We start from the raw sequence: 12,282 nt of genomic DNA on the forward strand, positions 1-12,282 counted from the left end.
CTACGAGCCTGCTTTGAACGCATCGCGATCGTTCGATGAACCAACCCACGGAGACCCCCATGACCACCAAGCGCGCCCAACCCGATGCATGCTCCCTGCTGGATGCAGACCACAGGAACGTCAAGAAGATGTTCGCCGCCTATGAGGAGCTCACCAATTCCAGGGCCGCTTCCGCGCGCGACAAGCGCCGCGACCTCGCGATGCAGATCTGCATGGAGCTCACGGTGCATGCGCAGATCGAGGAAGAAATCTTCTATCCCGCGGCTCGCGCGGCGATCAAGGAGACGGATCTCCTGGACGAAGCGGAGGTCGAGCACGCAGGTGCGAAAGACCTGATCGCCCAGATCCAGGAAGCAGGCGAGGTGGACGACATGTTCGACGCGAAGGTCAAGGTCCTGGGCGAGTACATCGACCACCATGTGAAGGAAGAACGCAACGAACTCTTCCCGAAAGCGAGGGCGGCGCGCAAACTCGACCTGGTGGCGATGCGCGACGAACTCGCCGCCCGCAAGGAGGAATTGATGGCCGAGATGTCGGTGATGGCCTGAGGGACGTCTTTTTCCTGCCCGCTTCCCTTGCCGGCAAAGCGAGCCGCCCTTCGGGCGGCTTTGTCGCATGTTGACCGGAGTCCGAACGTATGCCCGACATGACCTCATCAGATTGGCAGTCCGCCGACGATCCCGTCGGCTCGATGCCCGACACCGCCAGCGCTTCGTATGCCCATCGGTCGCGCGTGTTGTCCGCGTTCGACCACTTCGCCAGCCGGGTGACGCGCTGGGCGGGCACGCCGCTGGCGTTCTGCATGGCGCTCTTGGCGGTGCTGTTGTGGGCACTCGTCGGCCCGCTGTTCCACTTTTCGGAGAACTGGCAGCTGGTGATCAACACGGGCACGACCATCGTGACCTTCCTGATGGTCTTCCTCATTCAGCAGAGCCAGAACAAGGACAGCGTCGCGCTGCATCTCAAGCTCAACGAACTGCTGGCAGCGAGCAAGGTCGCGAGCAATCGCATGATCGGCATCGAAGACCTGGACGAGCAGGACCTGCGCGAGGTCGCGGAGTTCTACGTGCGGCTTGCAGCACGTGCGCGCAACTCTGTCGCCTGCAAGGAGCGCCACTCGATCGACGAGCAGAATCTTGCGGAGCAGCGATCATGAAATTCGCCGTTTTCCTGGTGGAGGACGAGCCTGTCATACAGGAAAGCCTCAAGGTCGTGATCGAGGGTTTCCTGCGCGCGGAGGTCATCGGCGCGGCGCGTTCCGAAGCCGAAGCCGTGGCCTGGCTCCAGGCGAACGAAGGCGGCTGGCACCTGCTGGTGGTGGATCTGTTCCTCACGCAGGGATCGGGGCTCGGCGTGCTCGCCGCACTGGCGCAGTGCGCGCGAAGGGGCGCGGTGGTGGCATTGACCAATGCGGCGTCGCCTGGCAACCGCACCGCCTGCCTGCGGCTCGGTGCGGACGCGGTCTTCGACAAGGCCGCCGAGATCAACGAGTTCCTGAGCTACTGCGAGGCTGCCGCGAAGCGGCATCCGGGCCAGGCGCGCAGCCTGCCCTGAAGCGCAACCATGCCGGATCCAAAATTCGCCCCTGACCGGTTCGTTCGCGTGCGCGGCGCGCGTGAACACAATCTGCGCAACGTGGATGTCGACATCCCGCGCGACGCGCTGGTGGTCTTCAGCGGCATCTCGGGCTCGGGCAAGTCATCGCTCGCCTTCGGCACGCTCTATGCCGAAGCGCAGCGGCGCTATTTCGAATCGGTCGCACCGTATGCGCGCCGGCTGATCGACCAGGTCGGCGTGCCCGCGGTCGATGCCATCGACGGCCTGCCGCCGGCGGTGGCCCTGCAGCAGCAGCGCGGCACGCCGGGCGCCCGTTCGTCGGTGGGCAGCGTCACGACGCTGTCGAGCCTGCTGCGCATGCTGTATTCGCGGGCGGGCGACTACCCCGCGCGGCAACCCATGCTGTACGCGGAAGATTTCTCCCCGAACACGCCGCAAGGCGCCTGCCCGACCTGCCACGGCCTGGGCCGTGTCTTCGAGGTCACCGAGCAGTCGATGGTGCCCGACGACACGCTCACCATCCGCGAACGCGCGATCGCCGCCTGGCCGCCCGCGTGGCACGGGCAGAACCTGCGCGACATTCTGGTGACGATGGGCATCGACGTCGACAAGCCCTGGCGCGAGCTGCCGAAAAAGACGCGCGACTGGATCCTCTTCACCGAGGAGCAGCCCACGGTGCCGGTGTATGCGGGCTTCACGCCGGCCGAGACGCGCGCCGCCCTGCGCAGCAAGATGGAGCCGAGCTACCAGGGCACCTTCATGGGGGCGCGAAAGTATGTGCTGCACACCTTCGCGACCACCCACAGCGCGTTGATGAAGAACCGCGTCGCGCGCTTCATGGTGGGTGGCGATTGCCCGCAGTGCCATGGCAAGCGGCTCAAGCGGGAGGCCCTGTCGGTACGCTTCGCGGGTTACGACATCGGCGAGATCGCGCGCATGCCGCTGGCCCGTTTCGCGGATGTGCTGCGGCCCGTGGCACTCGGCGACGCCGCCGGCGCCGCGGCCCCGGGGCCGGCCCCACGCGCCGCGCTTCGCAAGAGCACGGCGGGTGCTGGCAGCCATGCGAGCGCCCCCGACGTGCGGCGCACGCCCAACCAGTCGCAGGAAAAGCGCATCGCCGCACAGCGCATCGCCCACGAGATGCTCGAGCGCGTGACCACGCTGCTCGAGCTGGGGCTGGGCTACCTGTCGCTCGACCGCAGCACGCCGACGCTCTCGCCCGGCGAACTGCAGCGCCTTCGGCTGGCCACGCAGATCCGCTCCAACCTCTTCGGCGTCGTGTATGTGCTCGACGAGCCCTCGGCCGGCCTGCATCCCGCGGACGGCGAGGCGCTGGTGCTCGCACTCGACACGCTCAAGCGATCGGGCAATTCGCTCTTCGTGGTCGAGCACGACCTCGACCTGATGCGGCGCGCCGACTGGCTGGTGGATGTGGGGCCGGGCGCGGGAGAAGAGGGCGGCGTCGTGCTCTACAGCGGGCCGCCCGAGGGCCTTCGCCATGTGGCGCAATCGCACACGGCCCGTTACCTGTTCTCGGCGGAGTCGGCGCCCGCGCGGGCGTCGCGCACGCCGAAGGGATGGCTGAAGCTGGAGGGCGTCACGCGCAACAACCTGTCGGGCGTGGCGGCGGCGTTCCCGCTCGGTGTGCTGAGCGCCGTGACCGGCGTGTCGGGCTCCGGCAAATCCAGCCTGGTCAGCCAGGCGCTGGTCGAACTGGTGGCCGCGCATCTGGGCCATGAGCCGCCGCCGGCCGAAGAAGAGCAGGGGGACGAACCGGCGGTCGCGGGCCGCACGGGTGGACGCATCGTGCAGGGCATGGAGGGAATCCGGCGGCTGGTGCGCGTCGACCAGAAACCCATCGGCCGCACGCCGCGTTCCAACCTGGCGACCTACACCGGGCTCTTCGACCATGTGCGCAAGCTGTTTGCCGCCACCCGCGCCGCGAAGGCGCGTCGTTTCGACGCCGGGCGGTTTTCGTTCAACGTGGCCAAGGGCCGATGCCCGACCTGCGAGGGCGAGGGCTTCGTCAGCGTCGAACTGCTGTTCATGCCCAGCGTGTACGCGCCTTGCCCGGCCTGCCACGGCTCGCGCTTCAACGCGCAGACATTGAGCGTGCGCCTGCGCGGTCGCACCATTGCCGATGTGCTGGCGATGACGGTGGAAGAGGCACACGCCTTCTTCGAAGCCGACGCTGCCATCGAGCGGCCGCTGCAATTGCTGAGGTCCATCGGACTGGGCTACCTGCGGCTGGGGCAGCCCGCCACGGAATTGTCGGGCGGCGAGGCGCAGCGCATCAAGCTCGCCACCGAACTGCAGCGGGCGCAACGCGGCGACGCGCTCTATGTGCTGGACGAGCCGACCACGGGCTTGCATCCCGCCGACGTCGACAAGCTGACCGCGCAGCTCAACAGCCTCGTGGATGCGGGCAACACCGTGATCGTGATCGAGCATGAGATGCGCCTGGTCGCGGGCTGCGACTGGGTGATCGACATGGGGCCCGGGGCCGGCGGGGAAGGGGGGCGCATCGTCGCCAGCGGAACGCCAGGCGACGTTGCAACGAGTACGCAGGGCCGCACCGCCCCCTATCTGGCGCGCTGGACAGCTTCCGGGCGCGGCTGACGGGCGCTCGGAATCGAGCGCATCAGGTCGGGCGCTTGTCCGACGGCAGCGTGTTCCTCGGCGGGTAATTTGAACGGCAGACACGCCTGATTCACACCCCCCGAAGGAGCACGCCATGACGGATCCACTGCACGCCGGTCCCCGACCGCCTTTCCACACACCCGAACAATCTCCGCCCGGACTCGAGTCGAAGATGGAGCCGCGGCCCGACTTCGGCGAGTCTTCCTATGTCGGCAGCGGCAAGCTTCAGGGCAAGGCTGCGCTGATCACCGGTGGTGACAGCGGCATCGGCCGTGCCGTGGCGCTTGCCTTCGCGCGGGAGGGCGCCGACGTGCTGATCTCTTACCTGGCCGACGAAGAATCCGACGCGCAGGTGTGCAAGCAGCTCATCGAGCGCGAAGGCCGGGTGTGCGTGGCCGTGCCCGGCGATATCTGCGAGGAGGCGCATTGCAACCGGCTCGTCGCTACCGCCATCGAGCGCTTCGGCAAGCTCGATGTGCTCGTGAACAACGCCGCGTTCCAGATGAGCCACAAGGACCTGGGCGAGATCACGGCCGAAGAGTTCGACCGCACCTTCCGCACCAACGTCTACGCCAACTTCTTCCTTTGCAAGGCTGCCTCGGCGCACATGCGGCCGGGCAGCGCCATCATCAGTACCGCGTCGGTCAATGCGGACAAGCCCAATGCCACGCTCGTCGCCTACGCCGCGACCAAGGGCGCCATCCAGAACATGTCGGGCGGCATGGCGCAGTTGCTCGCGGAGAAAGGCATCCGCGTGAATTGCGTGGCGCCGGGGCCCTTCTGGACGCCGCTGATTCCCTCCACCATGCCGCCGGAGAAGGTCAAGGAGTTCGGCAAGCAGACGCCGATGAAGCGTCCCGGCCAGCCGGCGGAGCTGCAGGCCGTGTATGTGCTGCTGGCCTCCGACCAGGCGAGCTACATCTCGGGCGCGACCATACCGGTCACGGGCGGCGTGCCGTTCATCTGAGGCTGCGGGAGATGGCGGCAGGCCCATGTGCACTTCCTGCCTGCGCGCGCGAATGGCAACGACCTAGCCCGCTTGAAGGCGTCGTCCTACCCGGAAGGTCTCTCCGATTTCCTACATTGATTTCACCGGAGACGCACAGTGCACTCCGCAGATCAATCAACTCCGTGAGGGACATTCCCATGAAAAAACATCTTCTCGTTCTCGCCATCGCTTCTTCCTGCTTCGCCATGACCGCTGCCAACGCAGCCGACGGCATGACGAAGGATCAATACAAGGTCGCCAAGGAAAAGATCTCGGCCGACTACAAGGTGGCCAAGGCCAAGTGCGACGCGTTGAAGGACAACGCCAAGGACGTGTGCATGAAGGAAGCCAAGGGCACTGAAAACGTTGCCAAGGCCCAACTGGAGCAGGACTACAAGCCGAGCGCCAGCCACGCCAAGAAGGTCGCCGAAGAGACCGCCACCATGAACTACGAAGTGGCCAAGGAAAAGTGCGACGACCAGTCCGGCGATGCCAAGAGCGCTTGCGTGAACCAGGCCAAGGCCGATCACGACAAGGCCAAGGCCGACATCAAGGCCATGAAGAGCTGATTTGATTCAGCGACATCGGGGATTCGCCTGCACGCTGTGTAAATAGCCTGCAGCGGTCCCCGAAAAATGCCCTCCCGGCTTGAGCCCGGAGGGCATTTTTCATGGGCAGTCTGGCGTCTTTCTGCCGTGGCTTTTACCGCGCCAGCCGCTGGCCGAGGAAGAAGCGCAGCATCTCCCGGCTTGCATCGACGCCGTCGGGCTGCGTGTAGCTGCCTTGCGCACTGCCCCCGGACCAGGCGTGGCCCGCGCCGTGCAGGCGCCAATGCTCCGCCTGTCCGCGACCGGGCGATGCGGCGTAGAGCGTGCGGGTGTAGCGCCTGCCTGCCGGCGAACGGCCTTCGTCGACCGCCCCGGGCGCCGCGCCCGCCACGATGGCCAGGCCGTTGCTCGCATGCACCGTGGTGTCGGCGTCGCCATGAAAAACAATGGTCGGCGGCGAGGATACGTCGGGACCGGACCCGCTGGCCGCGGGCCCCGAGCGCATGGCGTTCAGCGCGCTCATCATGTCGTGCGCCGCGCCATGCGGCAGGCCCGAGTGCACGCCGATGGCCGCATAGATGTCCGGGTAGCAATGCCCGAGGATGTCGGCCATGGCACCGCCCGCCGACAGGCCGGCGACGTACACGCGCAGGCGGTCCGCGTCCTGCTGCGCGACGATGTGCTGCGTGAGCGCGGCCAGCAGCTCCGGCTCGCCGCGCCCGCGCTGCTGGTGCGGTGTCTTGAACCAGTTCCAGCACTTCTGGCCGTGCGCGCGTTGCGTCTGCTCGGCGTAGACCACGATCGCGCCGCTGCCGCGTGCGTGCTCGTTCATTCGCGTGCCGGCTGCGAAGTCGGCCGCCGACTGCGTGCAGCCGTGCAGCATCAGCACCACCGGGCGCGGCGTGGCGGCTTCGCCGGCGGCGCGCTTCGGCACGAAGAGCATGTAGTCGATGCTTCGGCCTTTGTGTGCGAAAGAGGCTCGGGTCCATACGTCCGCTTCGCCTTGCTCCTCGCGCGGCGGCGGGGTGTGTGCAGGCCGCTCGCGCTCGATCACTCGCGCCTCGACATCGATCACGTCGGCGTCGTCGGTCCCCGTCGCTGGCGCTGCGGGTCGCGCGTTCGCTTCCCCGCGCAGCGCGCGCTGGATGGCTTCGGTGGCCTTGGCCAGCTGCCCGGTGCGCGTGAGCTCGGCGGCTTCGTTCATCAGGCCGGAGAAAAGTGGATTCATGGTGTGGGCCCGTGAGGTACCGGTGAGGTCAATGGACACGTCCCGCCAGCGCGGCTTTCACCGCGGGTGGAGCGTGGAATGCGCCGAGCACGGTCAGCGATTCGATGGTCGCCAGGGCCAGTGCGGGGGTTACGTCCGGCGCGATCACGGCCAGGCCGAGCACGCGGATCTGCAGCATCTCGCCCGCGGCGCGCACGGCCTCGAGATCCGCCGCCGAGAAGCTTTGCAAGCCCAGCACCAGCGTCTTTCTCGACACCGCCTGGCGCAGCGCGTCGGCATGCGACGCCAGGTGGGTGCGGATCGCCGTGCGGATGAAATCCGTGCGATTCGAGTAGAAGCCCTCGGCCACCAGCAGGTCGATGTGGCCGAGGTCCACGAAGCCCATGTTGATGGTGATCTTCTCGGACTCGGGGGCTTTGGCGAGAGGGAGTTTGGGCGAGGTCGTCAGTGACATGCGCCATCCTAGCACCATCCATATGGATGGTCTATGGATGTTTTTGGGATGGTGTGACGGTGGACCGGCTCAGACTTTCTTCCAGCTGCGGCCGTCGACCGTGCGATAGGTGCCGCCTGTGGCGCAGCAGCCACCGGCACCGAAGGCCCGGCGCCCGAGCGTCGCGGTCAATGCGGTGCCGTCGAAAGACAGCGACTGCCGTTCGCAGGAGGTCCAGAACGGATAGGGGTCGGGCTTGAGGACGCTTGTCCAACGGACCTCGCGGCCCGCGCGGTATTCGACCTGGAACACCTCGCAGTCATGGACCAGGAAATGCGCGGGCGCGCCGGCGAGGCGGCCTTGGAACACCTGCTCGGCGGGCGCGTCACGCGTGAAGACGGCTTCGGGGCTCAGCGCCGGCGGTGCGGCCGGTGCCGTAGACACGTCGCAGCCCGACAGCGCGCACACAGCCAACAAAGCGCAAAGAATTCGATCCGTATGGCTCATGGGCAGCGAGCATGCCATCGTTCAAGCCGGCAAGGGCGCGAGGGCGCCGAGCGCTAGAGCCTGTTCAACTGCTCGAGAAAATCCAGCAGTCCGTCGATCTCGGTCGATTTGTCGAAGACCGCATCCGCTCCCAGCAGCAGCGCGCGGCGACGGACTTCCTCGGTCGCATAGTTCGAGAAGATGACGACCCGCTGGTGCGGCAGCCGTGCCCGGCAGCGGTCGACCACGTTGAGGCCCGAGCCTTCACGCAGGAAGAGGTCGACGACGGCGACGTCCCAGTGCCCATCGTGTGCGTCGAGCCACGCCATCGCTTCTTCTTCGGTCTCGGCAATGCCGGCCACGCGGGCTGCGGACAAGCTCTCGATGGTCGGAATGAGGTTGTCTCGAATGACTTGGTTGTCCTCGACGAGGAACGCAGTGACAGGCATGGTCCGTGCGCGACGGTGCCGTTCAGACGGTCGCGGCAGGCGGCGCCAGCAACGGAGCCGTCGTGACCTCGGCGATGCGCTGCGCCACGGCGTTCAGCAACGCGCCCGCGAATCCGCCCGGCGCCCGCGCATCGGTGCGCGCGCTGGTCACCACGCGAGGCCGCGAACTCCATGCGACGCGCCGACCCGCCTTGACCAGCGCGTCGACGAGCTCGGCGTCTTCGCTGCAGGCCAGGTGCCTGAAGCCGCCCACGCTGCGGTAGGCCTCGGCAGACACGCCGAGGTTCGCGCCGTGCACATGGCGGTGGTCCTCGCGATCGAAATACGTCTGCTGGAAGTGCGCCTGCAGCATATCGGCATGGCATCCGTGGGGAGACCAGTCCTGCACGCACACCGTGCCGCAGACCACGTCGGCCTGCAACGACAGCTGGCTGGCCAGCCACTCTTCGGAAACCAGGGTGTCCGCGTCGGTGAAGGCCAGCCATCTCGCCGCGCGCGACAGCATGACCTGCGCGCCCACGGCGCGGGCCAGGCCCACGTTGCGCGCGCGAACGCTCACGGTCGCGGCACCGGCGTTCGCGGCCAGCACGCCGGTCGCGTCGGTGCAGTCGTCGAGCACCACGATCGTTTCCACCGGCTCGCCCATGAGTGCCGGATGTCGCGCGGCCAGCCGCGTGGCCGCCAGGCAATCGCGAATGACCTGCTCTTCGTTGTGCGCCGGGATGACGATGCCGATCATGGTGGGGCCCTCAATGGTGTTGCTGTTTTGGTGGAATCGACGGTGTGAATCCGCAAGATAGATTCACGGTCAAGGGGGCCGCGTCAGGCGACAAGCGGCGGGGCTGTAGGCGGCCTTCATGCAGCCCGCCCGCAAGAGGCGCCGAAGCGGGCCCACCTACAGGCGTTCCACATGCGCCCCGACACACGGTGCGAGCTGCGAACTGCCCAATGACATCTCGACAAGTTGTCGACATGAAGCAGGAGAGCGAAATGGAACCGATGAAGCCCATGAAGCCCATGAAGAACATGGCCCCCATGAAGCCGATGGAGCCGCCGGACAGCAGCTGGTGGCCCGGCGGCCTGTCCGACCCCTCGAGCACCGGCAGCCAGAACGGCGTGAGCTACGCCTTCTTCGCGCAGCAGCGGCGGCTGGTCGTGAAACAGAATGGCACGGTCAGGCAGTACGACACGGAGGGCCACCGCATCACAGGCGTGAGCCAGCAGCAACAGAACGCCGAAGGCGGCGCTCCGACCTTCGCCAGCCAGGACGGACCGGTGAAGCTTTCGTCGCTGAAGGAGGTCTGACCCTCTCGTCGCGCCGCGACGCCGCCGTGCCGGGGCCTCAATCGATGAAGGACGCCAGCTCGTCGGGCGTTCCGGCGGGAAATGCCTCTTTCAGGAAGTCCAGGAATGCTGAAACACGCGGGCTCAGCAGCCTGCGCGACGGATAGAGCACCCACAGTGCGATCTCGGGCCCTTCGACATCGCCCCAGTGCACCAGCCTGCCGGCGCTCAGGTCGTGAGCGACCAGCGACAGCGGCAGCTGCGCCGTTCCCACGCCCGCCCTGACAGCGTCGCGAACCATGAACAACGAGGACAGGCGCAGCACAGGTTCCACGGCGATGCGCCGCCTGCCGGACGCGGCGGCCACCTCCCAGCTCGAATGCGAGGCCGCCGCTCCGCCCGCGCGCACCACGGCCGGGGCGGCCGCGGCGCCCTTCGGGCGGGCGAGCGCCGGGCTCGCCACCACCACGAGCCGGTCACGCAGGAAGATACGGCCCACCAGCCGCGCATCAGGGTCCGGGTTCACGCGGATCACCAGGTCGTAACCCTCTTCCACCATGTCGACCGGCCGGTCCTCGGTGGTGATCTCCAGGTGCACGTCCCTGTATTTCAGGGCGAAGCCGGCGGCGAGCTTGCCCATCGCGGCTTGCGAGAAAAGCAGCGGCGCGCTCACCCTCAGCCTGCCGCGCGGCGCTCCGCCGCCAGAGGCGATCTGCGCCGCGGTTTCGTCGAGTTCGGTCAGCAATACCGATGTCCGCTCGTAGAGGGCGCGGCCTTCCTCGGTGAGCTTCAGGGTGCGCGCGCCCCTCTCGAACAGCCGCAGGTCGAGCGCGCTTTCCAGGTCGGCGACGCGGCGCGACAGGGTCGCCTTGGGCCGCCCGGATTCCCGGGCCGCGCGCCCGAAGCCGCCGTGACGCGCCACCAGGTTGAAGTCGGTGAGTGCGAGGAAGTCCATGTGTTCCATCGGTGAGACGAGGTGTCCAAATATATGGGCTATCGGTCCATTGATGGAACTTTGAAGATCGAGGCTCCTTCAACGAACCGGAGTTCTTCCATGACCATCCTCATCACCGGCGCCAGCGGCGCCATCGGCCGCCAGGTCGTCCAACATCTCGTCGACCGCGGTGCCGCGGTGCGTGCGCTCGTGCGCGATCCTTCCAAAGTCGCCTTTCCGGCCGGCGTGGAGGTCGTGCAGGGCGACCTGCTGGACGTGCAGGCAACGCGGCGCGCCCTGGCGGGGGTGTCGACTCTGTTCCTGCTCAACGGCGTCGTGCCCGACGAATTCACGCAGGCACTCGTCACGCTCAACCTGGCGCGCGAGGCGGGGATCGCGCGCGTCGTCTACCTGTCGGTGATCCACAGCGACAAGTACCTCAACGTTCCCCATTTCGCGGGCAAGTTCGGCGTGGAGCGCATGCTCGAGCAGATGGGCTTCGGCGCCACCATCCTGCGCCCGGCTTACTTCATGCAGAACGACCTCACGGTCAAGGATGTCGTGCTCGGGCATGGCGTCTATCCGATGCCGGTCGGCGGCAAGGGGCTCGCGATGATCGACACGCGCGACATCGCGCAGATCGCCGCCATCGAACTGCTGCGGCGCGACGCGTCGCAACCGCTGCCGCTGCAGCGCATCAACCTGGTGGGGCCCGACACGCTGACGGGCGCCGATGTCGCCGGCCTGTGGTCGGCCGTGTCGGGTCGCCCGATTGCCTACGGCGGCGACGACACGGCCGCCTTCGAGAAGAACCTGCTGAACTTCATGCCGGGCTGGATGGCCTACGACATGCGCCTCATGAGCGAACGCTTCCTGTCGGAGGGAATGATCCCCGAGGCCGGCGACGTGGAGCGCCTCACCGCGCTGCTGGGGCGTCCCCTGCGCTCGTACCGCGATTTCGCATCCGAGGTGTGCGCGGCGGCCTGAGCGCCGCGCCGGCCACCCACGCACACGAAAGGATCCCACCATGATCTATCCATCCGCCACAGAGACGGTGCCTGGCCGCGAGCAGGCGATGCGCGATGCCGCGGACCAGGGCCGCCGCCGGAGCGTCCTGGTGCTCGGCGCCACCGGCGGCACGGGCCGGCTGATCGTCCAGCAGGCGCTGGCACGCGGGCATGACGTCCACGCGCTGGTGCGCTCGCCCGAGAAGGCGACCGGCCTGGAGGGCGCAACGCTCACTTTCGGGGACGCCCGCGACGAACGGGCGTTGCGCACCGCCCTCGAGGGCAGGGATGCCGTCGTCAGTGCGCTGGGCACGCCGGCCAGCCCGCTGCGGGAGGTGACCCTGCTCTCCGCCGCAACGCGTGCCCTCGTCGGCGCCATGCGCGCGGAAAGCGTCAGCCGGCTCGTCTGCATCACCGGCATGGGTGCCGGCGACAGCGCCGGGCACGGCGGCTTCTTCTTCGACCGGCTGATCTTTCCCGCGCTGCTGCGCAAGGTCTACGACGACAAGAACCGGCAGGAAGCGCTGGTGCGGCAGAGCGGTCTGGACTGGGTGCTGGTGCGGCCGTCAGTGCTGAACGACAAGACCTCCGGACCGGTGGTGCGTGCCTTCACGGATCTCTCCGGCTTCCATGGGGGAACCATCGCGAGGGCGGACGCCGCGCGCTTCGCGCTGGACCAGGTGAACAGCGACGCCTGGCTGCACCGTTCACCCCTGATCTCCTGGTGA

General features: G+C 67.5%; 15 protein-coding genes. 9 read left to right on the plus strand and 6 right to left on the minus strand.

Annotation, left to right across the window (positions count from 1 at the left end):
* The first annotated feature begins 59 nt into the window (after positions 1-59).
* From WIX39_RS27210 to WIX39_RS27235, 6 genes are all read left to right on the plus strand, one after another.
* On the plus strand, positions 60-548 hold the full coding sequence (locus WIX39_RS27210) for a hemerythrin domain-containing protein (RefSeq protein WP_409196387.1): 489 nt from the start codon (positions 60-62) through the stop codon (positions 546-548).
* Between the two features lie 98 nt (positions 549-646).
* Positions 647-1,156, plus strand: a complete 510-nt coding sequence (locus WIX39_RS27215) for a low affinity iron permease family protein (protein WP_409196870.1) — start codon at positions 647-649, stop codon at positions 1,154-1,156.
* Positions 1,153-1,554, plus strand: a complete 402-nt coding sequence (locus WIX39_RS27220; RefSeq protein WP_106937922.1) for a response regulator — start codon at positions 1,153-1,155, stop codon at positions 1,552-1,554. The genes WIX39_RS27215 and WIX39_RS27220 overlap by 4 nt, the downstream gene beginning before the upstream one ends.
* A 9-nt stretch (positions 1,555-1,563) precedes the next feature.
* Complete coding sequence (locus WIX39_RS27225; protein ID WP_409196388.1) at positions 1,564-4,176, plus strand: excinuclease ABC subunit A; 2,613 nt, start codon at positions 1,564-1,566, stop codon at positions 4,174-4,176.
* Between the two features lie 115 nt (positions 4,177-4,291).
* Positions 4,292-5,164, plus strand: coding sequence for a glucose 1-dehydrogenase (locus WIX39_RS27230; RefSeq protein ID WP_106937920.1), 873 nt, complete (start codon positions 4,292-4,294; stop codon positions 5,162-5,164).
* Between the two features lie 179 nt (positions 5,165-5,343).
* On the plus strand, positions 5,344-5,754 hold the full coding sequence (locus WIX39_RS27235; RefSeq protein WP_081271026.1) for a hypothetical protein: 411 nt from the start codon (positions 5,344-5,346) through the stop codon (positions 5,752-5,754).
* Positions 5,755-5,887: 133 nt separating this feature from the next.
* Here WIX39_RS27235 and WIX39_RS27240 read toward each other — a convergent pair whose 3' ends face one another.
* From WIX39_RS27240 to WIX39_RS27260, 5 genes are all read right to left on the minus strand, one after another.
* Positions 5,888-6,961, minus strand: coding sequence for an extracellular catalytic domain type 1 short-chain-length polyhydroxyalkanoate depolymerase (locus WIX39_RS27240; protein ID WP_409196389.1), 1,074 nt, complete (start codon positions 6,959-6,961; stop codon positions 5,888-5,890).
* A gap of 28 nt (positions 6,962-6,989) precedes the next feature.
* Positions 6,990-7,415: a CopG family transcriptional regulator gene (locus WIX39_RS27245; RefSeq protein WP_409196390.1), complete on the minus strand. Its 426-nt coding sequence runs from the start codon at positions 7,413-7,415 to the stop codon at positions 6,990-6,992.
* A 69-nt stretch (positions 7,416-7,484) separates the two neighbouring features.
* The gene (locus tag WIX39_RS27250; protein WP_409196391.1) at positions 7,485-7,901 is read right to left on the minus strand and encodes a hypothetical protein; all 417 of its coding nucleotides are present in this window, start codon (positions 7,899-7,901) and stop codon (positions 7,485-7,487) included.
* A gap of 53 nt (positions 7,902-7,954) precedes the next feature.
* A complete protein-coding gene (locus WIX39_RS27255) occupies positions 7,955-8,329 on the minus strand; it encodes a response regulator (protein WP_409196392.1) in 375 nt (124 codons plus the stop codon).
* 22 nt (positions 8,330-8,351) lie between these two features.
* Entirely contained in the window at positions 8,352-9,068 is a 717-nt protein-coding gene (locus WIX39_RS27260) for a glycosyltransferase (protein ID WP_409196393.1), read from the minus strand.
* Positions 9,069-9,277: 209 nt separating this feature from the next.
* Here WIX39_RS27260 and WIX39_RS27265 point away from each other — a divergent pair, with 209 nt between their 5' ends.
* Positions 9,278-9,634 carry a hypothetical protein gene (locus WIX39_RS27265; RefSeq protein ID WP_409196394.1) on the plus strand — a complete coding sequence of 119 codons (357 nt, stop codon included), beginning with the start codon at positions 9,278-9,280 and terminating at the stop codon, positions 9,632-9,634.
* Between the two features lie 37 nt (positions 9,635-9,671).
* Here WIX39_RS27265 and WIX39_RS27270 read toward each other — a convergent pair whose 3' ends face one another.
* Complete coding sequence (locus tag WIX39_RS27270; protein ID WP_409196871.1) at positions 9,672-10,568, minus strand: LysR family transcriptional regulator; 897 nt, start codon at positions 10,566-10,568, stop codon at positions 9,672-9,674.
* 99 nt (positions 10,569-10,667) lie between these two features.
* Between WIX39_RS27270 and WIX39_RS27275 the strand changes: the two genes are divergently transcribed.
* Entirely contained in the window at positions 10,668-11,534 is an 867-nt protein-coding gene (locus WIX39_RS27275; protein WP_285412588.1) for an SDR family oxidoreductase, read from the plus strand.
* 40 nt (positions 11,535-11,574) lie between these two features.
* On the plus strand, positions 11,575-12,282 hold the full coding sequence (locus WIX39_RS27280; RefSeq protein WP_409196395.1) for an NAD(P)-dependent oxidoreductase: 708 nt from the start codon (positions 11,575-11,577) through the stop codon (positions 12,280-12,282).

It is taken from the genome of Variovorax sp. AB1(2024) (genome assembly GCF_037482385.2).
Classification (GTDB): domain Bacteria; phylum Pseudomonadota; class Gammaproteobacteria; order Burkholderiales; family Burkholderiaceae_C; genus Variovorax.